Below are 21,670 nucleotides of genomic sequence, written 5' to 3'. Positions count from 1 at the left end.
ACATCTTGATAGCCTTGTGATAATCATAAGATAGGCCAAGCTCCGCGCTTTCTACTACCTTGTTAGCAGAGTGCTGAATACGTTTGTCGAAGAAAATAGGCCGCGACATCAGTGTCAGGAATATCAATGGCCGCGGGGTAAAGAATAAAGACATACCAAGGAGAAGCAGTCATGGAGACAACAAAGAAAACCATTTCATCTTGTTACTTATTAGCTGTTACCGATCAGCCGCCCAAGCGCCTTCATCGGCATGCGCCGTTGGCACTGGCGCTTGGCATCGCTGTTATGGGGACACCTTACCTTAGTGCCGCTCAGGAACAACCAGAGCCGGACCGCTTGGCAGGCGCTGAGGACCCAATGGAGATGACACTCGAACACCCTAGCGAGCATCTTCTCGTCAGCGACTTTCCTGGCACTTCCAGGGATGCCGATCTGGCAGTTTGGCAGGAATATATTCCCGACATTCAGGATATAGAGATCACGTCTTCAGCTGATGAAGCCAGTCAGCCAGCTCTTTACTATGACTCCGGCTCTGATGAAGAGAAGCCTCTTTTGATTGTGCTGCACAGCTGGAGCACCCATTACCTGCAGAACATCGATATTCCATTGGGTGAGTTCGCCGTAGCCAATGATTGGGTCTTTATACACCCCGACTTCCGTGGCGAGAATGATGGACGCCCCGAGTCGACGGCTTCTGATTTAGTTATATCTGATATGGAAGATGCGCTTGAATATGCGCGTGACAATGCCAACATCGACGAGTCGAGAATTTATCTGCTTGGCTACTCTGGCGGCGCCATGAATGCGCTGCATTTTGCCAGTCGTCACCCGGAGGTATTTGCCGGTGTTGCTGCATGGGTACCCGTCTATGATCTGGTGACCTGGTATCAATGGAATGCCGAACGCGGTGAAGAGTATGCCGAGGAGATAGCCAGTGCTTGCGGTGGCGAGCCCACTGAAGGTAGCGAAGCCAGGGAAGAATGTATCCAACGTAGTGCCAGTGCCCACCTTCCTGATGTGGCGGGAGAGCTTCGAGTGCTCCTGGCTCACGGTATAAATGATAATACCGTGCCACCAGAACAGGCACTGCACGCTTTTAACGACCTGGCCGCCGAAGAGGACAGAATCTCGCAGGATCTCATCGATCAGCTTGAAGAGAACCGCGAAGTGCCTGAAGAACTGGCCGAGCGCTCGACTCATGAGGAGCGCAATTTCAAGGATTTCGATGACGCTGATTCAGCGGTGCTGCTCTATCTTCAGTCGGGCCCTGCCGAGCTTGTGCTCTTTGATGGCGAGCATGAAATGCTTTACCGCCCAGGGCTTGAGTGGCTTGCTCGCCAACAACGCTGATTGAGAATACATCAACGACAAGGATGCTTTAGCTATGCTTTATTTTCGCTCCCTACGACGCAGGTCAAGCATGACAGCAAGGCTATCTGCCCTTGCCGCCGCCTGTGGCTTTTGGAGTATCAGCGCCATCGCGGCAGATGATTGGGCGGATATCGTCGAGCCATTGCCCGGCGAACCGCGCATCATGGGTCATCATGGTGGCGGCTGTATAGTCGGGGCTGAGCAGCTTCCCCTTGAAGGGGAAGGTTACCAGGCGGTGGATCTGGACCTCAATCGCCACTACGGCCACCCTACCCTGATCAACTATGTCCAGATGCTTGGACAGCGTGTCAGCGCAGCCGGCTTTGGCCCTATGCTGGTGGGTGACATGTCTCAACCGCGTGGTGGCCCGGTGCCGTATGGGCATGTGAGCCATCAAAGTGGGCTGGACGTGGATATCTGGTTCCGGCTCGACCTGCCTCTGCTGGAACGCAGCGAGCGCGAAGGGCTCGAACAGCCGATTTTAGTCGATCCTGTCACCAATCAGCTTGATGAGCGCTGGAGTGACGATCACGCCACATTGATTCGCCTTGCAGCGGAGGATCCGCGGGTGGCGCGCATCTTCGTGGATGGCGCGGTCAAGCACGATCTGTGCGAGCGAGAATGGGACGACCGCTCGTGGTTGCGCCGAATCCGCCCCTGGCATTCGCATGACGAGCACCTGCATGTGCGGTTACGCTGCCCACCCGGGGCTACCGAGTGTGTTGATCAGCCCGAACCACCGCCTGGTGAAGGTTGCCATGTATTTCCACCAACACCGCGTCCTGAGGTTTATCCAAGTCCTGGGCGTACCGTTCCACCAGCTTGTGCTGCAGTGTTGAATCCCTAGCCTTGCTCCCCCTCGCGGATGCCGAATACAACCTGTATTTAATCACCTTGCCTACATGCACCTTCCATAACGAATATGCAGTGTAGGCAAGCGTTACCGTAGGGAGACTAGCCGCCAATAACCCACTAGTGACGACGTAGTGCCCCCCTACATTTTGCTACGCGATCATACAAGCGCTCTGAACTGGCTAGGTGCGTCTTTCATGCTTCATACGCAGCTGTCTTTTTATTAAAACGACTCTTAACCAACTGTCGTCATCTAGCGTCTTATTGCTTGCCGAAAATAGAAAGCTCGTTTGTTTTATTTACAATTGTTCGTCTTTGGCTTCCTTGGTAGGTTGATTTTCAAACAACGATACAACGGCAAAGCGGTTAACGATCCATGTTAACAACACAAGATCTGGCAATATGACCGGCCAAGATGCGCCCTAAGTACGCCTCTCTACGCAAGCCTTAACTATTAAAACGACAATCCTCTGAAAGTGGAGATCCTCATGTCCTCAAAGACCACCCCAGGCGAGGCAGGCGCTGCGCGAGTCAAGAAAAAGCTGCCCATGCCGGATGTCTTCATTATCCTTTTCGGCTTCATGATCCTGGTTTTATTGGCCTCCTATATCATTCCTGCCGGTACCTATGAGCGCAGCACCGCCAATGGCCTCACCCAGGTGGCCACCGACAGCTTTCGTTATATCGAGGCCGCGCCCCTTAACGTCATGGATCTCTTCACCGCTATCCACAACGGGCTGGTGGCAGCATCTACGCTAATCTTCCTTATCCTGATTGTTGGCGGCGTATTGAAGGTTATCGAGTCAACCGGGGCGATCAGCGCCGGTATTTACCGTTTGCTCAATCTGGCGCAAGGCCGACAGAACGTGCTTATCTGCGTCTACTGCGCCACCTTTGCAACGCTTGCTTCGGTGGGTGTGGGCGCCAACCTGGCGATCGCGTTTATTCCTATCGGCCTGATTCTTGCCCGCTCGATGAAGCTTGACCCTATCGTCGGAGTCGCCATCATTTTCCTGGGTTCCTACGCCGGTTTTGGCGCTGGCGTGTTCGACCCCACCGTGACCGTCACCGGCCAGACTATTGCCGAGCTTCCGCTGTTTTCAGGCTTCATGTACCGCGGCGCGATCTTTGTGGTCTTCTTGGCCATTACCGCCGCCTATATCTGCCGCTACGCCAAGCGTATCAAGCAGGATCCCAGGTTAAGCGTAATGGGTGCTGAGGCGTTCGAAAGCGCGGGCTACGATAGCCAGCCGGATGCCCATCCCACCTTTACCCTTACCCATAAGGTAGTGCTGGCACTATTTCCCCTGGCCATTGGCTTTTTCCTGTTCGGTGCCTTCAACCGGGACTGGGGCATTCCTCAGCTTTCCGCCACTTTTATCATGCTGGGTATCGCAACAGCGTTCATCGGTCGGATTTCGCCCAACGCCTTTATCAAACGCCTGATGAATGGTGCGGGCGAGGTAATGTACGGGGCGCTGGTTGTCGGCGTGGCGGCGGCGGTCATCGTGCTGTTGAAGCAGGCTCAGCTCATCGACACCTTAGTGCACAGCGTGGCTACCTCGCTGGATGGCCACGGCAGGATTATCGCGATGGAGCTTCTCTACGTGTTCAACCTGATCTTCAACGGGCTGATCACCTCGGGCACCGGCCAAGCGGCAATCGTCATGCCGATCATGGTGCCTATTGGCGATATGCTGGACGTGACCCGTCAGGCCACGTTTATCACCTTCAAGCTGGGCGATGCGGTCACCAATATCATTACTCCGCTTTCGGGCACACTGATGGCTTGCTTAGCCATTGCCCGCATTTCTTACGTGGAGTGGTTCAAGTTCGCGCTTCCGCTGGTGTTGATCTGGGTGGTAACCGGGGCGGTGTTTGTAGGCGTGGCCGTGGCGATCAATTACGGCCCGTTCTAGCGAGTACCAAATATAGGCGAGCATGCACTTACTGACTGGCAGCAACCAGCTCGCCTTCCAGAAATGTCAGAAAAGCGTCGATATGTTCAGGCATATGGCGCTCTGCCATGACTTGAACCTGAAGGCTTCGCAACGACAGCTGCGGTTCCTGCAGCGGTTTTAATACCAGACCCTCTTGCTGGGTCTTGCCGCTGACCGCCACAGCGCTGCACAGACCAATCATATTGTGGTGCTCACACACCATCGTGTAAGTGGCGCCCAATGAATCACAGGAAAAACTGGGTTGCACTTTGATGCCCGAAAGGCTGCACGCCACATCGAATAAATACCGCATGGTTGAGCCATTCAACGACATTGTCAGCGGGTAGTGGCTCAGATCCTCCACATACAGCACCGTCTTATTTGCCAGCGGATGATCCTGAGTCATCAGCGCGCTGATGGCTGCGCTATGGCTTGAGATAATCTTGATGCCGATATCCGGCGAAAGGCTGAAAGTCAGGGCAATATCCGCCTCTCCCGTTTTGACCAGCTCGGAGGCGCGAACGGAATCCACCACGTGTAGATCAAAACGCGTATCGGGGCTTTGGCTGATAAAGCTGGATATGACGCTGGGTAGAAAGTGCCAGGCCATGCCATCCGGACAGGCCACGGTAATTTTCTGCTGTTGGCGTGTCATCACCTCCTGCATTTGGGCAATGACGTTACCCACTTCAAGCTGGTTACGCAGCGCATAGGCTTGAAGCAGCTTACCCGCCTCGGTTAACTGCATGCCGCGAGGTTGGCGATTAAATAGCTTGATACCTAGGCGCTGTTCAAGATTGGTCACTTGGCGACTGACAGCCGAGACAGCCACATGCAGCTCTTCAGCGGCAGCGGAAAGCGAACCCGTTTTTGCCACGCTGTGAAAGTAGCGCAAGTTCAGTTCCTGCATAGAGCCTCCAAGTTTATCTGCAACCGCCTGGCTTTTATACAAAACCAGGTATCACCGTATATGAAATCGCCACCGTGGTTTCTAACGATTAGAAAGATTGTTTGAAATATTAATGATAGCCGCAAAGTCAGGCAAGAATTACTCTTTGGGTATGAGTTGACCACTACCTATTTTGCATTCTCTAAAAATCACAACGACAGAGGCAGACCATGGAGTCACCGCAACATTCAGAACGAGAAGCCGCCTTAAAACTGGCGATTAACGCTCTAGCCGACGGCACTTTTTATGACACGCTGGCACGGCGTGTGACGCTTAAAACAGTTAGCCAGGACCCTGCCTGCAGCGACACCCTGCTTGAGTACCTGACCCAAGAAATATCGCCGCTGCTGGAGGCGCTTGGGTTTACCTGCCAGATAGTCGACAACCCCAAGCCGGGCTTTCCGCCCCTGCTGATCGGCCAGCGCATTGAAGACCCGGCGCTGTCCACCCTTCTGCTTTACGGCCATGGTGATGTCACCGATGGACAGGAAGACAAGTGGACCAATAATCTTAACCCATGGGCGCTGACGTTTGTGGAAGGACGCGTTTACGGGCGCGGCACGGCCGATAACAAGGGCCAGCATAGTATCAATCTCACCGCGCTTGAGGCAGCCATCAAGGCGCGCCAGGGCAAGCTGGGCTACAACATCAAGATACTCTTTGAGATGAGCGAAGAGATTGGCTCGCCCGGGTTAGAGGAAGCCTGCATAGCCTATAAAGAAGCGCTTGAAGCTGATTTTTTTCTGGCCTCGGATGGCCCGCGAATTCGCCACGATATGCCCACGCTTTTTCTGGGTTCGCGCGGCGTCGTTCAGTTAAAGCTTACCCTGAACACTGGTAACGGCGGCCGCCACTCAGGCAACTGGGGCGGTGTCATCACCAACCCAGCCGTTGTACTGAGTAATGCCATTGCCACACTGCTCTCGCCTGAAGGCAGAATCCAGGTCGATTTTCTTAAAGCCCCCGCTATTTCTGAAGACGTTTCCCGCCTGATTCGCGATCTGCCGGTCGGCGGTGGCGATACCGACCCGGCCCTCAACCCCAACTGGGGTGAAAAGGAGTTGACCGCCGGCGAACGCCTGTATGGCTCCAATACGCTGGAAGTGCTGGCCATTAGCGCAGGCAATACGCAAAAGCCGGTCGGCGCGATTCCGGAACACGCCGAAGCGGTGCTACAGCTGCGATTTGTGAAAGGCACCGACTGGCAGGCAATACAAAGCAACCTGCGCCAGCACCTGGATGCCCACAGCTTCCATGATATTCAGATCGAGATGCTGGGCGGATACGCGGCAACAAGGCTTGACCCAAACCACCCCTGGGTCAATTTTGTGGCAGATTCAGCAGAAAGGAGCCTGAAGGAAGCGGCATATATTCTACCTAACCTGGGTGGCACCATTCCCAATCACTGTTTTTCCGAGGCACTCAACCTACCCACGGTCTGGCTGCCCCACTCCTACCCCTCGTGCAATCAGCATGCGCCCGACGAGCACCTGCTTGAGAGTATTGTTGAGCAGGGACTAAAGCTTGCCGCTGGCGTATTCTGGGATTTAGGCGAACCACGGGCGCAAACACTAACAACTAATCAGGCTTGCTAATAATGACGACTCCCAAAAACACCGTCGACAACGAAGCCATCCACTGGGATCAGGACATCAGCTACGGTCAGTATCTGGATCTGGAACCCTTGCTTGCCTGCCAGAACCCGGCATCAAAAGAGCACGACGAGCTACTGTTTATCGTCATCCATCAGGTGTCAGAACTCTGGATAAAGCTCTGCCTGCACGAGGCTCACGGGGCAGCTGCGAATATTCAGCAGGATAACCTCTCCCCGGCTTTCAAGATGCTCAGCCGGGTGGCCCGGATTCAGGAGCAATTGATCAAAGCCTGGGAAGTGCTGGTCACCATGACCCCGGCGGATTATGCAAGCTTTCGCGATAGCCTGGGCCAGAGCTCCGGGTTTCAGTCTTATCAATACCGTGAAATCGAATTCCTGCTGGGCAACAAGAACGCCAAGCTGATTGAAGCGCATCGCGCAAAACCCAAGCACTACCAAAAGCTTCAGGAATGCCTCAATGCCCCCAGCCTTTACGACATCGTGCTGCAGCTGCTCGCCCGGCGTGGGTTTGCAATTCCACAAGATAAAATCGAGCGTGACTGGAGCGTTCCCTATACGGCCAGTCCTGAGGTGGAAGCAGCCTGGACCGAGATTTACCGCAACAGCGACAAGCACTGGGATCTGTACGAGCTTGCCGAAAAGCTGGTAGATGTCGAATTCAATTTCCAGCGCTGGCGTTTCAATCACATGAAAACCGTCGAGCGCATCATTGGCTACCGGCGCGGCACCGGTGGAACGGCGGGGGTCAACTACCTGGTCAAGGCACTTGATCTGCAGTTTTTCCCCGAGCTTTGGAGCGTTAGAACAACTGTTTAACGCCTAGTGCTGGTACGGGCCCGGTTCCTCTGGCCCGCGTTGAAAATGATGGCCTTCGATTGTCAGGAGTATTGATATGAGCGCAAGCCTCAACGGTGTCACCCTAGCCTACGTTCGTGAACGCGATCAGCAAGACCCGCTGGCCGATTTCAAACACCGCTTCGCCCTGCCGGAAGGCGTACTTTACCTGGATGGCAACTCCTTGGGTGCCCAACCCAGTGCGGCCAAACAAGCCGTTGATGATACGCTGGACCAGTGGCGCGATGAGCTGATCAAGGGCTGGAACCAAGGCTGGTTCGATGCTCCGGAGCGCCTCGGCAATTTATTGGCCCCGGTGATTGGCGCGCAAAGTGGTGAAGTCTGCGTGACCGACAATATCACCCTGAATATTTTCAAGCTTTTAGGATATATCCTGGGTCAATGCCAGAACGACCGCCGGGCCGTGCTTTCCGAAGGTGGCAACTTCCCGACCGATGGCTACATTGCCCAAGGTTTTTGCCGGTTAAGCGGCGCCGAGCACCGTTTTCTGCCCGAAGACGCAAACCTTGCTGAACACCTGGAAGGCGTGGCGGTTGTCGTGCTTAGTCAGGTGAACTACCGCACCGGCAAACTACGCAATATGGCCGAAACCACCCAGCTGGTACATGCCCACGGCGCCGAAGTGATCTGGGATTTGGCCCACTCGGCAGGCGCCCTGCCTATCGACTTGAACGGCAGCGATGCACGCTATGCAGTGGGCTGCACCTACAAGTACCTGAACGGTGGCCCCGGCGCGCCGGCTTTTCTGTATGTGCACAGCGACTATCAAGACGGCGGCTGGCAGCCCCTTTCCGGTTGGCACGGCCACGCCTCGCCCTTTGCGTTTGATGCCGACTACTCTCCGGCAGGCGACATTTCCCGCTTTCGTACCGGCACGCACTCGGCGCTTATCTACTCGGCCCTAGAAGCTTCGCTTACCATGTGGACTGAGGTGGACATGCAAGCCCTGCGTGAGAAAAGCCTGGCTATGAGCGACCTGTTTCGTGAATGCTTAAGCGATCTTTATGATTCCCATGGCATTGAGGATATTACGCCCGCAGCCAGCGAGCGCGGCAGCCAGGTATCACTGATCGACACACAAAACGGTTACGCCATCGTTCAGGCGCTGATTGCGCGCGGCGTGATTGGCGACTACCGGGAGCCTGGGCTGATGCGCTTTGGTTTTACGCCGCTTTATCTCAGCTTTGAAGACGTATGGCAGGCCGCCAAGCACTTTCGCGAGGTGGTGGAAAGTGGTGAGTATCAAGACGCGCAGTTTCATGTGCGCAGTGCCGTGACCTAAGGAGACAACAGCATGGAAACGAGCCAGGATCTCGCCTACTCGCCCAGCCATTTCGCTCGGGATTTTGAAGCCACGCTCGCCCGCCAGGCCGCTGCCGGACGCGAGCTGGCTGAACGCCACCCGCCGATAGCACTTAACGCAGGCGACGCCCCGGCGGCTTGTTTCAACCTGTTTATACCTAAAGGCGAAGGTCCCTGGCCGCTGATGGTATTTATCCACGGTGGCTATTGGCAGGAGCTTTCTAACACCGCCACCGACTTTTTGGCCGAGCGCTACCTGGCACGCGGCATGGCTTTTGCTTCATTGGGCTACGGCCTGGCCCCAACAACCTCTATTGAAACCATGGTGGCTCAGTGTATTGAGGGGCTTGAAGAAGCCTACCACGCGCTTACAGACAGCGGTGGCGTGTGGTCGATACGTCTAAGCGGCCATAGCGCAGGTGCCCAACTGGCTTACTGGGTAGCCACCAGCGGCAGAGTGCCGATTGATAAGCTGGTGCTGGTCAGCGGCGTTTACGACCTGACCCCGCTGGTGGACACCTACGTTAACGAGCCGCTAGGCCTCAACCTGGCCCAGGCACGCGCATTAAGTCCGCTGTTTGGCGAGCTAGCACAGCTGCCGCCCTGCCAAGTGGTGATCGCTGAAAACGACCCACCCACTTTTCGTAAACAGGGGCACGACTTTGTCACCGCCCTTCGCGCCGCCAACGTGAAGGCAGAGCTGCTTGATTTACCGGCATGCGATCACTTTGACGTGCTGGATTATCTATAAGGATTGATGGCAGCTTTAACGACCAGGCCGCACCACCCACCAACTAGCAAGCACCAGACTGCCAAACACCGTATACAGCGCGACAAATACCCATTCCGGCGCGCTGTAGTAAAGCAGACCCTGTAGCCAGTGCTGAATAAAAGAGCCTGAATAGGTAGCGGCTCCTGCCTGCTCACGCAGCGCCATTTCCCAGGTGGTTAAAGGGCAAATCACCCCCAGCCATGTCTGCCCCACCACATAGCCAATGGCGCACAGGTGGATAACACGGAAGACTTTATGCCGTACCCACTGCCACTTCAGAAAATAGCCCGCGTAAATGGCAAGCAGGCCAAACACGACAAACGCCACGAAGAGCACGTGAATAACCAAAATGATATCGGCTAGTAACAGTAGCAACGGTGGGGACATACATTTTACCTAACCTAGAAGGCGCGCCAGCCCTTAAGCATGGCGCTTACCAGGTCTCATTTGAACCGGGCTGACCTATCCCGAACGGCATATCCGGGGCAATATCCACTACGCCCTCGATATATTTCAAGCGCTCGGCCGTGGCATTATCGGCCGCACCGGTAATACAGCCGATATCTTCAAGCAGATCCCTGATCGTTAGACCTTCCGCTTTCAGGCGTGCCGCGATATCGGTGATCGACTGATCACTTGAGATAGTGATGATCCACAGCTCAATCTTCTGCATCGTTGTGTCTCCGAGGTGGTTTCCCTGGGCAGCCAAACGCTGCTACCCAGAGATTATCAGCGCATTAAGGCGCCTGTACCAGCCCCGCGCCTACGCGAGCCTCGGGGAAAGACAGGCTCTGCGCAGAATCCACCAACCGCCGCCACAGGTTCATACCTCTGAGCGATGCATCCGACTGCGCCCAGAGCGCGGCACAGCCTGCCACGTGGGGCGTTGCCATGCTGGTACCGCTGATCGTGCGGTAGTTGATCGGCCGCGGCCAAGATGAGAAGACATCCCGCCCGGGGGCGGATATATCAATCTTACCGTAATTGGAAAAGCTCGAAGGCCGCAAGTTGGGGTCAAGCGAGGCCACCGATAGCATGGTGGGTGAATTGGCAGGCGAGCCGGTATTCATTCCCTCGTTGCCCGCTGCGGCAATCACCAGGCAGCCGTTGCGTAGCGCAGCCGCGCCCGCGTTGGTAAACGCCGCCTGCACAGGGCTTTGGCTACCCAGAGACATCGAGATCACTTCGCAACGGTTGGCCACGGCCCAGTTCAATCCGGCCAGCACGCTTGCCCCGGTACTGCTTCCGGAGTTGGTCAGCACTTTGCCTACCAGCACTTCGGCATCAAACGCGACGCCATACCCCGGCGTACTTCCAGACGCCACCCGGGGGCCGCAGGCCGTGCCGATACAGTGCGTGCCGTGCCCGTTGATATCCTGAACCGGCTGCCCGACAAATGAGCGGCTATCAAATGGCCTGCCTGCAAAATCGGGGTGCCCCAGGTCCATGCCTGAATCCAGCACGGCGACCTTGATACCGGCGCCGCTCCAGCGGCTTTGCGCCACCTTGCACCGGGCAAGCCCCCAGGTAACGCCATTCGTATCCGCCGGATTCTCTTCTTCGCCCTCGTCCATCCCCCGGTCAACGCCAAGATCCTGCGCAATAGTACTCGCCGCGCGCAGAAAGCCCCGCAGGTACTCCGAGTTTTCCGCGAAGGCAAAATACTCAGGCTCGATGATTTCGATCGGGCCCTGGGTGAATACGTCGTCGTAAATGCTCATGCCGTGCTGCTGCAAGGCGTCGCCCCCTACAAGCGCCACGCCCAGTTCCGGGAACACCATGGCCTCGGCATCGCCGGCATCTTCAAGGCTCACCGCCTGGTCTGCAAAGTCACGCGCATCCGCTACCCGAAACTTGCGATCCTTCAGGGATTTAATCCCCTCTTCCAACAACCCTTCCCGATAACTGATCAGAAAGCGCCCAGTTTCCAGGCAGTGGCTACCCCGCTCCAGCGCCGTCAAAAGAAGCTGCTCAGCCCCGCACGAGACTGAATTGATCGGCTTACCCGTATCAGAAGACTTGCCGCCGCCGTTACCTTTTGGTTTTGTCGCCATCCTGGTTCCTCTTCGTCTGGTTCTTACGGTACCGGCCGCCAGCGCGTAAACGCATCCCGCGGCCAAAGAAACAACGTATGGGTCCTATCAGGGGGTCAGCACGGAAGGTCAGCTGCATCCATGCGCAAACAGGATATTTTCAGCGTAACGTACTCAATCAACTTCGCCAGAGTGATTTAGGCTTTTGTGATATGAGGCTAGAAGAGGGCACTATTTACTGATGAATTTCAGGTTGAATACGTTCCTCATCACGAAGTGTCAGCACCTCAACACCATCAGCAGTAACCGCTACCGTATGCTCCCACTGCGCGGATAATGTTTTGTCACTGGTCACTACCGTCCAGCCATCTTTCTTGGTTTTTATTTTGGCTTTGCCCTGGTTAATCATGGGCTCAATGGTAAACACCATACCTTCTTTTAATACCAACCCTTTCCCCGGCTTGCCGTAGTGCAATACTTCGGGCTCTTCATGCATTTCCCGGCCAATGCCGTGGCCACAGTAGTCACGCACCACCGAGTAGCCGTTCTGTTCCGCATGCCGTTGAATCGCGTGGCCCACATCACCGAGCGTTGCCCCCGGCTTAACGGCGCGGATGCCTTCCCACAGGGCCTCATAGGTTTTATCGACCAAGCGTTTTGCAATGGGTTTTACATCCCCCACTAGGTACATCTTGCTCGAATCAGCAATTAACCCGTTCTTCTCAAGCGTGATATCGACGTTAACGATATCGCCGGATTTAAGCGCCTGCGCTTCAGAAGGAATGCCATGACACACCACATGATTCACAGAGGCATTCAGCACATACTGATAATCGTATTGCCCTTTACTGGCCGGGCGGGCTTTTAACTCATCAACGATATAGCGCTCGGCCCAGTCATTGATCTGCATGGTGGTCGCACCCGGCACGATCAGCGTATCGAGATAGCTGAATACCGACGCGAGCAAACGCCCAGCTTCGCGCATCAGCTTCAACTCTTCTTCATTTTTGAGCACTACGTTAGCCACCGATCACCTTCCTTACCTCAACGTCCGCCTGCTTCATCTGCTCGCGCATGATGTCAGAGAAGGTCATACCCGGATTGGCCTCCGCCAGCATGCCTACCTTAATCCAGTATTCCGCCTGCGCGTTGATCGAGCGCACCATGACCGAGCTGGCTTTACGAATGTCTTCGTGTAGCTGGTCGTTGATTTTTACGATGCCCATGGAATGCCCTTTATATATGAAACGCATATGGATCATATATTAGCGTATAGACGGGCAGCAAGCTGCCAGAATTTCACCAAACGATACCACTACTGCATGGCTGACCTTCAACTAACCTGAACAGTTAGCAGGGGCAACCGTGCGATAGGTGGCCGTGGCCTCTTCCAAGCCTTGCTGTAATGCCTTGATGCGGGAGGCATGAGCCGGGTGAGTAGACAGGAACTCTGGCGGCTGGCCGCCGCCGACAGCGGCCATATTGCGCCATAGCGCCACGCTCTGTTGCGGATCGAACCCGGCACGAGCCATGATGGCTAAGCCCATCAAATCGGCTTCTTCCTCATGGGTGCGGCTGAACGGCAGGCTGATGCCGAGCTGGGCACCGATGCCCAACGCCTGCATCAATTGATGATGCCCCATATCCCCTTCCCCTAACAAACCCACAAGCATTAATACGGCTTTAATGCCGAGCTGCTGGGTAAGCCGTTCATTGCCATGATCAGCCAGCACATGGCTCACCTCGTGCCCGATCACCGCTGCCAGCTGGGCGGGCGTCTCGGCCACATCCAATAAACCGCTATGCACACCGATGCGCCCACCCGGCAGCGCGAAGGCATTGGGAGAAGATTCTTCAAACACAACGACTTCCCAGGCTTCAGGAAACTCGAGGGCGGGATAGCTTGCTTCAGCGGCGGCGACCACCTTTTGGGCCACACACTGCACCAGTCGATTGGCACCCGCATCGCGCGATACAGGCTGATTGCTTAGCAGTTGCTCGAAAGCATCTTCGCCCATTTGCGCCATCATGTTATGAGGCACTAACGCCAGCTGGGAGCGCCCGGTCGGCGTCTCATCACAGCCTGCCAGCAGTAGCAGCGGCACCAAGACCAGCAGGCGTAAAATAAATCGTGGGTACATCAATGGTTTCACCTGTGGTCAGGAAACGTGCGGCAAGGTATCGGGGGCTTCGCAGGCGTGTCTTCATCGCGCTAGTCGACGCTGCCTAATCTAAGGTACCGATCATTATTGTAAGCCATAAGTGGCGACCATGATCTTACGGTTAAGAACTAACGTTCGGCTTACCTTGGCTAGTTCCCAAATGCGTAAGCAAGCGTTGCATAGGCGCAGACAGTACTTTCCATTCCCTGAAACACAGGCATAGCTGCCGACGCGCCCAGGCGTCGGTTAACAAAAGCGTTGCATAGGAATGCCGTCGCCTATAACGCTTAGCGACACTTTGCGGCAAAATGCCGATACCTACCCCGTGAGACACCATCTCGCACACACCTTCATATGTTTTCATGCGAATTCGCAGATCAAGAAGGCGGCCTGCTGTGCGTGCCTGATCATTAATATGATCCTGTAGGGCACTCCCCTGGGCCAGGCCTACGAATTGGCGTAGAGGTGAAGGGTGCCGCGTGCGCCCATCGCGAAGTCTTGCAGCTCACCTTTAAGCATTTCCTGCTGGCGAAGTATATGGCGTGCATGATGGGCCAACGCCTCTCCAGCTTCTGTGGTGACCACGCCCTTAGGCCGCCGTTCCAGCAAGGCGACGCCAGCGGCACTTTCGATCTTGCGAACCCGCTCGCTGGCTGACGCCAACGCCAGATGGGCACGATTTGCCCCAGCGGTGATGCTTCCCGCATCCACAATACAAAGAAATAGATGAAGATCTACCAAGTCGAGTCGCATGAAAGTGCCTCGCGCCTGTCTTCGGATTACCCGAAGGGTGAGCTGATAATTCCGTATTGTGTCGGGCATTATCCTGCGCTTCAATTGAGCTCGCAGCCGTTCCTCAACTCGGGCCTTCTATGCACGACTCCATGGTGTATCTTCTGTTTCTGGTGGGCACCTTCCTGGTGGCTGGCGTTGTAAAAGGCGTCACCGGCATGGGCCTGCCTACCGTCGCGATGGGGTTACTTGGCATGGCAATGCCACCGGCGAGCGCTGCTGCCCTTCTCGTTCTCCCCTCTTTCGTGACCAATGTCTGGCAGCTGTTTTCCGGTCCATCGATCACGCAGTTGATAAGACGTTTATGGCCAATGATGCTGTGCATCTGCCTAGGCACGATTGCAGGCTCCGCGTTGCTGGTGCGCGTAGATCCGCTCTGGTCCGGTTTTGGACTCGGCATTGCTTTGATGGTCTACGCAGGTTATGCGCTTATCGCCCCCACTTTCTCTGTTTCCATGTTCTTGGAGCGGTGGCTTTCCCCGGTGATCGGCCTGATAACGGGAATAGTCACGGGCGCCACGGGCGTGTTCGTGATGCCGGCCGTGCCGTATCTGGCCTCGCTAAATATGAATCGGGAAGAATTCGTACAAGCCCTAGGCTTATCATTCACTGTTTCCACAGTCGCACTGGCATTCGGGCTGTTCGCCCATGATGCTTTCCAGGCCACGCAGTTAGGCACGTCCGCCGTGGCGATTATTCCTGCACTGATCGGAATGTGGGCGGGTCAATATGTACGGATGCGGATTAGCCCTAAGCGGTTCCGCCAGTGCTTTTTGCTCTTCTTGATATTGCTGGGGCTTGAGCTTGCTAGTCGGCCGCTTCTTTGACCTTCAGCAGAATATGTTTATTCATGCCAGATACTCGCACTAAAACTTGATTAATGCCGTTGTTCATTGACAACTGTAGCGAAGCGGAGACAAGGCTGTCTTGGAGGGTGGTTTGACCTGAACGAATTGGAACACTTGATTAGGCTCTATACTACAAATCCGATTCATGGTTTATGCCATCACTGATCGGAACATTGCCAATATCATGTGGGTATACGCCCACCAAACACCCAACATTGAATCCATACATATCAGGATGAGAGCGTGTTTGATGATGCGTGTAGATACCGCAGTTCGAACAAAAATAGTGCTTTGCGACCTGCGTATTAAACTGATAAAGCTTAAGGTGCTCAGCACCTTTAATAACGCGCAGGCCACTTACTGGCACATAGGCCATAACCGCTCCTTTTCGCACACAAATAGAGCAGTTACACCTTTTCGGATCAACAAGACCATCAGGCAGGCCAATTTCTAGTTCCACCATGCCACAGTGGCACGTAGCTCTGTGTTTGGGCTGAATTTCAACTTCGCCTACCTGTTTGAGCATTGTAATGATCTCCTTTTAGCCTAAGTTACCTAGCAGTATGCGAAACGGAGAAATTTTGTTTTGCATAACGGCGAAAGTGCACCGACATAAAAAACGGCATTATATTGGCCATTATTACGTTATCAGGAAACAATTCGGTATTATTTTTAGCAAAGTCCTAGCCCCCCTCTTACCCCAATACCTCTGGCCACCAGCCAAAGAAAACGCCTATTTGAATTAATCCGCTTATGCTACCCACTATTCCAGCTGCAATACCTACATAAACCTCAACTTTTCCCAATAATTTTTGGGGCTTGGAACTACTAGAACTTGCTTCAAGGCTAGTCGCCCTATGTCTATCATTTACCGATTTCCATTTGCGCCAGCCGGCAATACCAAATCCAATGCAAATTAAAGCTAAAACAATCCATAATGGTGTATTGGCAAATGAATTATATAACTGTTCCATATTCCCAACCTTAGCTAAGTCACAACGAGACTATCCCAAACGTAACTATCATTATTAATCTACTAAATTCTTGAACCCAAGAATTGCCTTGCGCATAAAACTACTAGTCTTGCCAATGTATAAAACAAACGGCCATGCTGATTACATTTCCGGCAGATCACTTTCGTATCGTTTGCTATCTCTCAGGATAGAGTGATTAGCAGTATTCGGCCAAAAGCGGTCATAGAGATCCAAGCTTACACACAGGTTGACAGGGTTACAGGGCGCAGCCAAGTTGCCGGAAGGTCAACTCGTTGCATTGCCCGGAGTCGTCGTTTCGGTAGCAAAGCCATCGGCCTGGATGCGCCACAGTGATGCAAAGATGCCTTCCTGGCGACGCAGTTCATCGGGCGGCCCATCCTCGACAACTTCGCCGCTGCGCATCACCACGATGCGGTCAAAGGTTGATACGGTTGAGAGCCGGTGCGCCACGGCGAGGACGGTACGCCCCTGTACCAATTGGGTGAGTGCCATCTGGATCTCGCGCTCGGAGTGGGTGTCTAGCGCCGAGGTAGGCTCGTCGAGAATCAGAATCGGCGCATCCTTGAGAAAGGCGCGCGCAATCCCTAGACGTTGACGCTGGCCCCCAGAGAGCCGGATGCCGCGCTCGCCCACCTGAGTGTCGTAGCCCAGTGGCAGTTCGCGTATGAACTCGTCGCAATAAGCATGCTTGGCGGCGGCAATAACCTCGGCATCCGAAGCATCGGGGCGCCCATAGCGGATGTTTTCCATGATGCTGCGGTGGAACAGTGCACTCTCCTGCGGGACGACAGCGATGGCCATACGCAGGCTGTCTTGGTTGACGGCGTCTATCGGCTGACCATCGATTAAGATACGCCCCTCCTGCACATCATCGAGGCGTTGGATCAGCGATACCAGCGTCGACTTCCCGGCCCCCGAGGCGCCGACGATGCCCACCTTCTGGCCCGCCGGGATATGCAGCGAGAAATTCTTGAATACCTGCTGGCCGTTGGGGTAGGCGTAGGTTATCTGGTCGAAATTGATCGTGCCGGCCTTCGCTTCCAGAGGTCGATCGTCCTGTGGGTCCTCAAGATCATGGGGGCGGGCGATGATGTTAAGCGTATCGGCGATGGCACCAAACTCCTGTGAGATATTCACCAGCGCCAGCGCCAGGTCTCGCGAACCGTGCAGGATGCGGAACGTCAGTGCACTGACTACGACCACGTCGCCCGAGGTGACGCTTCCCTCGGTCCATAGCCAGAGCGCCCACAGCAGCATCGAACCGGCCATCACCCATAGGCAGATATCGTGTAGTACGCGGGCCTTCTCGACATACATCCAGCTACGTCGCTGAGCGCGCGCTTCGTTTCCTATCACGTGGGCCAAGCGGTCACGCTCCTGCTGGCGCGCGGAAAAGGCCTTGATGGTCCACACGTTGGAGACCAGATCGACAACCTCGCCACCAATCTGTGAAGATTGGCGGGCGAATTCCTGATGCAGATGGCGGCCACGAATGCCGAAGCCGATAATGATGACGGCGACAATGGCAACGAAGGCGACCAGCGCCGCGGCCATGCGCCAGTCGATGGTTGAGAAGATTATCACGGCACCGATGAAGTCGACGCACGGTGGCGTGATGTTCCAGGTGAGCGTGGTCATGATAGACCCTGCCGAGCCACCGGTCGCCGAGATGCGTGTCCCCAGCGCGCCGGTATGATGCCGACCGAAGTAGCGCATCGAGTGACCGGTCAGATGCGTGAATAGGTCGACGCGCATATCGGCGCAGGTCTTCACGATCGAGCGGCTACCCAGCCAGCCACTGCCTCGCCACAACACGTTTTCGAATCCGATCAGGCCGATGAAGAGGAGAAACGGGGTCAGGACGCTGTCGAAGGTACGTTCCTGGTCCGCCATGCCATCGACCAACAGCTTCATGCCATACTGCACGGCGACCGCGCAGGCCGCCGCGCTGATGACGACGGTCGCCAGCAGGCCGAATTGCCAGGAGCGAATGCGCACGTAGCGCATCAAAAAGGCGACCGGCCGATGGGGCAAAGGCCGCAATGCAAGTGAGGCGACATCTCCCTTTGTTGTGGAATATGTCATAGGGTGGCGTCGGCCATCTGCGGGTGGGAAGTGAATAACGCCTTGAGACGTGCCTGCTGATCGGCAAGTTCAATGACATAGCGCAGCCAGAGCAACCGCTTGGCCCCTTCGACACCGATTTCCGCTATCAGCAGATTCCTGGGCACAGGCAGTGCCTCCCGATTATGTGACGCTCCATGATTGACTAGAGGATAGCTAATAGATAGGAATACGCTAGTCGTTCCGGCGTGACCTGACTGGTTCAGATACCCGAATCGGAAACCGGTATTAATTCCAAGAAGTATCCGGATTATCGGTCCCGGCGCCATTGGCCGATGAGGCACCCCAAGAAAGCATGGCTGATGTCATGCCCTCTGCAATCTCACTGGTACGGTGGCAGAACGGTATTTTGGGCCAGCCACGTCTTACTCTGTCATAGGTAGGAGCGATGCTGGGCAACACCTCTACGGAAGGCGCTTATCTGACCAGCGATAATGGTGTGGTGCATGCGGGGCGTGGACATACGTTTTCAGCGATTTACATAACAAGCCCTGCGCCCTGGTATTGATACTGCTCAGCCAGCGCCTGACCGAAACCCGGGTGGAATGGCTTGATATGGCATTAGCCGACATATTGCTGCGTTGTAGTTACCGTGCCGTAAGCGAATGCCAAGGCTGCCATTATCGTTGCGTGAACCTGAGACGCTGGCACCTTCCTGCCATCGAATTCAAGATCCAGCGTGGCGCAGGCATCATGGATAATCGTTGTCTTGTAACCCAAATCCGAAGCTGCGCGGTAGTTGCATCGATGCACATATGGCTCATTGCGGCGATGATGGCGACCTCCTCATTATTTTGCTGATTCAATAACTCCTTCAAACTGTAGTGGCATAGTAATTCTGCGCCTGACGATGTCGGAGCCATTAATGTCCCTTTAATGTAAAAAGCATAAGAAAGTGTATTTTATCAATCAATAACATTCACATTTGACGAGTATAATCATTACTCAAGGATCAATATTCTCCACAGGGTAGAACAACGCTTAATGAATACCCAAGAACAGGACCGTTTATTCGCACTCCGCCAGTTAAATCTGCTGGATACCTCGCCCAGTGAAAGTTTTGACCGGATCACACGAATGGCCAGTCAGCTTTTCGGTTTGCCGATCGCAGCCGTGTCGCTTACTGATGAGAACCGTCAGTGGTTTAAGTCTAGAGTGGGCGTTGACCATTGGGAGATACCTCGTGAAACGGCGCCCTGCGCGGACGTCTGTGACTCCTCTCAAATCCTTATTATCCCGGATCTTCTCGCCTCGGATCGCTACCGGAATAGCAATTTAGCGAACTCGGGCATTCGTTTCTACGCGGGCGCACCGCTAGTGACGCGAGAGGGCCATACCTTTGGCGCGATGTGCGTTCTGGGCACTCAACCTCGTGAGGTGTCTGAACAGGAACAGAAGACGCTTTACGATCTGGCTGCCATGGTAATGGCTCAGATTGAATTGCAGCATGCTTTCGGCCGGATTGACCCGTTGACAGGCCTTTCCAACCGTCATCAGTTTGCCGAAGACTTGCAAGACATGGAGCGAAATGCACCGAATGGACAGAAAGTTGCCTTATTTACCGAGGTGGTCGATGCCAGTGAATTAAGTACGCTTCACCGTACCATGGGGCCCGCTTTTCTTGATGAGCTGGCACGCGTTACTGCCCGTTGCCTGCAGCAGGCCATCGACTCAAAATCGAAGCTCTATCACCTGGGCGGATGTCAATTTGTGCATTTGGTGGATCAAACGAGTGATGCCGACCTGCTGGAAGAAGCGACTCGCTTACGCCAAGCGCTGCTCGTGCTTGAGTCCACCCGAGCCGCACCCGTATTGTTACGACCCACCATGGGCATCGCTCCTTTTAGCCTGAGCGAAGTTACGCCCGAAGATGTCTTGCGAACCGCTCATGCTGCTTGCCTGGATGCTCGCCAGGCAGGAAAATCTGCCGGGCTCTTTTCATTGGATCTAGATGCCCATTACCAACGACGCTTTACCATATTGGGTGGCATCGGCCCGGCACTTGAAAACATGAATGAGCTTTATCTGGTCTTCCAGCCGCGAGTCTCCCTGACGAACGGAGAGTGTTTAGGGGCAGAAGCGCTGTTGCGCTGGCAACACCCCACTCTGGGTGAAATATCGCCTGGCGAATTTATTCCATTGATCGAAAATACGCCCATGGCAAAACCACTAACGCAGTGGGTGTTGCGTCATGCCATTCGACAGGCGGCAGCTTGGCATCGAGAAGGGAAAACACTCCAGATTTCGGTCAATGTATCAGCAACCAATCTCGAGGAAGAGGATTTTGCCATACGGCTCCTGGATGAAATGGCGTGCATGGCGCTACCGAGCACCGCTATAGAAGTGGAACTTACCGAAAGCGCTCTGATCAGCCAGGGGGAAGTGGCAGCTAACCAGCTTAAGACGCTGATCGCGGCAGGCCTGCGAGTCGCTATCGATGATTTTGGTACCGGTTATAGCAGCCTCTCTTATCTGCACGAGATTCCTGCCCACACCGTAAAAATAGACCGCCGCTTTATCACCGAACTTGGTGAGGACGCGCGCACCGAGACGCTGGTTAATTCCATGATCTCAATGGCCCATGACCTGGGCTACCGAGTGGTGGCCGAAGGAATAGAAAACGATACTTCCTACCGCCGCCTCATGGAACTAGGTTGCGACGAGGCCCAGGGATATTTTATCGCTAAACCGCTATTACCCGGGGCATTTGAGAAGTGGCTACATGACAGAACAGTTTAACTGCGGACGACTCCCCGCTTCATTAGCGGGGAGGTACGTCTAGCTCGCTGTACTGCAAAAATTTCTTAAAGCGTTTGTGCCTGGTTACGCATTACGTTAAGCGATAATTTCAATAGTGAGCGCCTTACGCGTTTCTTCCAACGCCCTTACCTCGTAAGCGACAGCGTCGCGTTGACTACTGGCCTCGGCAAGCCGGCTATTGGCCTTTTCAATTTCAGCCTTCAGGGCTTCAAGATCTGATAAAGCTTAACGGCTTTTTAAAAATTTTTAGCAGGTCAATAATTATATAAAATGCGCGATGACACTTGGTGAGCTACTATC

Annotated in this window: 22 protein-coding genes; 9 read left to right on the top strand and 13 right to left on the bottom strand. The window is 54.7% G+C overall.

Annotation, left to right across the window (positions count from 1 at the left end; translation table 11 throughout):
• Nucleotides 1–171 precede the first annotated feature (171 nt).
• The 3 genes from ELY25_RS12715 (at nt 172) to ELY25_RS12705 (ending at nt 4,142) form a co-directional block, all read left to right on the top strand.
• A complete protein-coding gene (locus ELY25_RS12715; protein WP_126951647.1) occupies nt 172–1,350 on the top strand; it encodes an alpha/beta hydrolase family protein in 1,179 nt (392 codons plus the stop codon).
• Between the two features lie 70 nt (nt 1,351–1,420).
• A complete protein-coding gene (gene mepA, locus ELY25_RS12710; protein ID WP_236995733.1) occupies nt 1,421–2,218 on the top strand; it encodes a penicillin-insensitive murein endopeptidase in 798 nt (265 codons plus the stop codon).
• 493 nt (nt 2,219–2,711) lie between these two features.
• On the top strand, nt 2,712–4,142 hold the full coding sequence (locus ELY25_RS12705) for a YfcC family protein (RefSeq protein WP_126951645.1): 1,431 nt from the start codon (nt 2,712–2,714) through the stop codon (nt 4,140–4,142).
• Nucleotides 4,143–4,170: 28 nt separating this feature from the next.
• On the opposite strand, the gene ELY25_RS12700 is transcribed toward ELY25_RS12705, so the two are convergent.
• Nucleotides 4,171–5,073, bottom strand: coding sequence for a LysR family transcriptional regulator (locus ELY25_RS12700; protein WP_126951644.1), 903 nt, complete (start codon nt 5,071–5,073; stop codon nt 4,171–4,173).
• Between the two features lie 209 nt (nt 5,074–5,282).
• Here ELY25_RS12700 and ELY25_RS12695 point away from each other — a divergent pair, with 209 nt between their 5' ends.
• The 4 genes from ELY25_RS12695 to ELY25_RS12680 all read left to right on the top strand — a co-directional run bounded on the left by ELY25_RS12695 (nt 5,283) and on the right by ELY25_RS12680 (nt 9,635).
• Nucleotides 5,283–6,707, top strand: coding sequence for a M20 family metallopeptidase (locus tag ELY25_RS12695; protein WP_126951643.1), 1,425 nt, complete (start codon nt 5,283–5,285; stop codon nt 6,705–6,707).
• A gap of 2 nt (nt 6,708–6,709) precedes the next feature.
• Nucleotides 6,710–7,543: a tryptophan 2,3-dioxygenase gene (gene kynA, locus ELY25_RS12690; protein WP_126951642.1), complete on the top strand. Its 834-nt coding sequence runs from the start codon at nt 6,710–6,712 to the stop codon at nt 7,541–7,543.
• Between the two features lie 76 nt (nt 7,544–7,619).
• Nucleotides 7,620–8,864: a kynureninase gene (kynU, locus tag ELY25_RS12685; RefSeq protein WP_126951641.1), complete on the top strand. Its 1,245-nt coding sequence runs from the start codon at nt 7,620–7,622 to the stop codon at nt 8,862–8,864.
• 12 nt (nt 8,865–8,876) lie between these two features.
• Nucleotides 8,877–9,635 (top strand): alpha/beta hydrolase, encoded by a 759-nt coding sequence (locus tag ELY25_RS12680; protein ID WP_126951640.1) that lies wholly within the window; start codon nt 8,877–8,879, stop codon nt 9,633–9,635.
• Between the two features lie 15 nt (nt 9,636–9,650).
• Here ELY25_RS12680 and ELY25_RS12675 read toward each other — a convergent pair whose 3' ends face one another.
• The 8 genes from ELY25_RS12675 to ELY25_RS17890 all read right to left on the bottom strand — a co-directional run bounded on the left by ELY25_RS12675 (nt 9,651) and on the right by ELY25_RS17890 (nt 14,604).
• Nucleotides 9,651–10,043, bottom strand: coding sequence for a DUF2784 domain-containing protein (locus tag ELY25_RS12675; protein ID WP_126951639.1), 393 nt, complete (start codon nt 10,041–10,043; stop codon nt 9,651–9,653).
• Between the two features lie 46 nt (nt 10,044–10,089).
• The gene (locus ELY25_RS12670) at nt 10,090–10,329 is read right to left on the bottom strand and encodes a hypothetical protein (protein ID WP_126951638.1); all 240 of its coding nucleotides are present in this window, start codon (nt 10,327–10,329) and stop codon (nt 10,090–10,092) included.
• Nucleotides 10,330–10,393: 64 nt separating this feature from the next.
• The gene (locus tag ELY25_RS12665; protein ID WP_126951637.1) at nt 10,394–11,710 is read right to left on the bottom strand and encodes a S8 family serine peptidase; all 1,317 of its coding nucleotides are present in this window, start codon (nt 11,708–11,710) and stop codon (nt 10,394–10,396) included.
• Between the two features lie 214 nt (nt 11,711–11,924).
• Nucleotides 11,925–12,716, bottom strand: a complete 792-nt coding sequence (gene map / locus ELY25_RS12660; RefSeq protein WP_126951636.1) for a type I methionyl aminopeptidase — start codon at nt 12,714–12,716, stop codon at nt 11,925–11,927.
• A complete protein-coding gene (locus ELY25_RS12655) occupies nt 12,709–12,915 on the bottom strand; it encodes a ParD-like family protein (RefSeq protein WP_126951635.1) in 207 nt (68 codons plus the stop codon). Before ELY25_RS12655 ends, map begins: the two co-directional genes overlap by 8 nt.
• A gap of 111 nt (nt 12,916–13,026) precedes the next feature.
• Entirely contained in the window at nt 13,027–13,830 is an 804-nt protein-coding gene (locus ELY25_RS12650; RefSeq protein WP_126951634.1) for a M48 family metallopeptidase, read from the bottom strand.
• A 142-nt stretch (nt 13,831–13,972) separates the two neighbouring features.
• Nucleotides 13,973–14,296 carry a LysR substrate-binding domain-containing protein gene (locus tag ELY25_RS18195; protein ID WP_221885462.1) on the bottom strand — a complete coding sequence of 108 codons (324 nt, stop codon included), beginning with the start codon at nt 14,294–14,296 and terminating at the stop codon, nt 13,973–13,975.
• A 2-nt stretch (nt 14,297–14,298) separates the two neighbouring features.
• Nucleotides 14,299–14,604 (bottom strand): LysR family transcriptional regulator, encoded by a 306-nt coding sequence (locus ELY25_RS17890; protein ID WP_221885502.1) that lies wholly within the window; start codon nt 14,602–14,604, stop codon nt 14,299–14,301.
• Nucleotides 14,605–14,723: 119 nt separating this feature from the next.
• On the opposite strand from ELY25_RS17890, the gene ELY25_RS12640 reads away from it, so the two are divergent.
• Nucleotides 14,724–15,470, top strand: a complete 747-nt coding sequence (locus ELY25_RS12640; protein ID WP_126951633.1) for a sulfite exporter TauE/SafE family protein — start codon at nt 14,724–14,726, stop codon at nt 15,468–15,470.
• A 151-nt stretch (nt 15,471–15,621) separates the two neighbouring features.
• Here the strand turns inward: ELY25_RS12640 and ELY25_RS12635 are convergent, their stop codons facing one another.
• The 4 genes from ELY25_RS12635 to ELY25_RS17815 all read right to left on the bottom strand — a co-directional run bounded on the left by ELY25_RS12635 (nt 15,622) and on the right by ELY25_RS17815 (nt 18,717).
• Complete coding sequence (locus ELY25_RS12635; protein ID WP_126951632.1) at nt 15,622–16,017, bottom strand: GFA family protein; 396 nt, start codon at nt 16,015–16,017, stop codon at nt 15,622–15,624.
• Nucleotides 16,018–16,186: 169 nt separating this feature from the next.
• Nucleotides 16,187–16,465 carry a hypothetical protein gene (locus ELY25_RS12630; RefSeq protein ID WP_126951631.1) on the bottom strand — a complete coding sequence of 93 codons (279 nt, stop codon included), beginning with the start codon at nt 16,463–16,465 and terminating at the stop codon, nt 16,187–16,189.
• A 285-nt stretch (nt 16,466–16,750) separates the two neighbouring features.
• The gene (locus tag ELY25_RS12625; protein WP_236995742.1) at nt 16,751–18,400 is read right to left on the bottom strand and encodes an ABC transporter ATP-binding protein; all 1,650 of its coding nucleotides are present in this window, start codon (nt 18,398–18,400) and stop codon (nt 16,751–16,753) included.
• Nucleotides 18,401–18,567: 167 nt separating this feature from the next.
• Nucleotides 18,568–18,717, bottom strand: a complete 150-nt coding sequence (locus ELY25_RS17815; protein WP_185856255.1) for a hypothetical protein — start codon at nt 18,715–18,717, stop codon at nt 18,568–18,570.
• A gap of 877 nt (nt 18,718–19,594) precedes the next feature.
• Between ELY25_RS17815 and ELY25_RS12620 the strand changes: the two genes are divergently transcribed.
• The gene (locus ELY25_RS12620) at nt 19,595–21,349 is read left to right on the top strand and encodes a putative bifunctional diguanylate cyclase/phosphodiesterase (RefSeq protein ID WP_126951629.1); all 1,755 of its coding nucleotides are present in this window, start codon (nt 19,595–19,597) and stop codon (nt 21,347–21,349) included.
• Nucleotides 21,350–21,670 lie beyond the last annotated feature (321 nt).

This window comes from Vreelandella populi (assembly GCF_003989825.1).
GTDB lineage: Bacteria > Pseudomonadota > Gammaproteobacteria > Pseudomonadales > Halomonadaceae > Vreelandella > Vreelandella populi.
The sequence above is the reverse complement of the archived record's forward strand: the minus strand, read 5'-3'. Positions and strand labels throughout refer to the sequence as shown.

Bases quoted from the DNA above. Each gene is read 5' to 3' on its own strand.
- ELY25_RS12705 (WP_126951645.1), top strand. From the start codon at position 2,712: ATGTCCTCAAAGACCACCCCAGGCGAGGCAGGCGCTGCGCGAGTCAAG.
- ELY25_RS12670 (WP_126951638.1), bottom strand. From the start codon at position 10,329: ATGCAGAAGATTGAGCTGTGGATCATCACTATCTCAAGTGATCAGTCG.
- ELY25_RS12625 (WP_236995742.1), bottom strand. From the start codon at position 18,400: ATGAAGCTGTTGGTCGATGGCATGGCGGACCAGGAACGTACCTTCGAC.
- ELY25_RS12620 (WP_126951629.1), top strand. From the start codon at position 19,595: ATGAATACCCAAGAACAGGACCGTTTATTCGCACTCCGCCAGTTAAAT.
- ELY25_RS12640 (WP_126951633.1), top strand. From the start codon at position 14,724: ATGCACGACTCCATGGTGTATCTTCTGTTTCTGGTGGGCACCTTCCTG.
- ELY25_RS12665 (WP_126951637.1), bottom strand. From the start codon at position 11,710: ATGGCGACAAAACCAAAAGGTAACGGCGGCGGCAAGTCTTCTGATACG.
- mepA (WP_236995733.1), top strand. From the start codon at position 1,421: ATGACAGCAAGGCTATCTGCCCTTGCCGCCGCCTGTGGCTTTTGGAGT.
- ELY25_RS12680 (WP_126951640.1), top strand. From the start codon at position 8,877: ATGGAAACGAGCCAGGATCTCGCCTACTCGCCCAGCCATTTCGCTCGG.
- ELY25_RS12715 (WP_126951647.1), top strand. From the start codon at position 172: ATGGAGACAACAAAGAAAACCATTTCATCTTGTTACTTATTAGCTGTT.
- ELY25_RS12700 (WP_126951644.1), bottom strand. From the start codon at position 5,073: ATGCAGGAACTGAACTTGCGCTACTTTCACAGCGTGGCAAAAACGGGT.
- ELY25_RS17890 (WP_221885502.1), bottom strand. From the start codon at position 14,604: ATGCGACTCGACTTGGTAGATCTTCATCTATTTCTTTGTATTGTGGAT.
- ELY25_RS12655 (WP_126951635.1), bottom strand. From the start codon at position 12,915: ATGGGCATCGTAAAAATCAACGACCAGCTACACGAAGACATTCGTAAA.
- kynU (WP_126951641.1), top strand. From the start codon at position 7,620: ATGAGCGCAAGCCTCAACGGTGTCACCCTAGCCTACGTTCGTGAACGC.
- ELY25_RS12675 (WP_126951639.1), bottom strand. From the start codon at position 10,043: ATGTCCCCACCGTTGCTACTGTTACTAGCCGATATCATTTTGGTTATT.
- ELY25_RS12650 (WP_126951634.1), bottom strand. From the start codon at position 13,830: ATGTACCCACGATTTATTTTACGCCTGCTGGTCTTGGTGCCGCTGCTA.
- ELY25_RS12635 (WP_126951632.1), bottom strand. From the start codon at position 16,017: ATGCTCAAACAGGTAGGCGAAGTTGAAATTCAGCCCAAACACAGAGCT.
- ELY25_RS12695 (WP_126951643.1), top strand. From the start codon at position 5,283: ATGGAGTCACCGCAACATTCAGAACGAGAAGCCGCCTTAAAACTGGCG.
- ELY25_RS12630 (WP_126951631.1), bottom strand. From the start codon at position 16,465: ATGGAACAGTTATATAATTCATTTGCCAATACACCATTATGGATTGTT.
- kynA (WP_126951642.1), top strand. From the start codon at position 6,710: ATGACGACTCCCAAAAACACCGTCGACAACGAAGCCATCCACTGGGAT.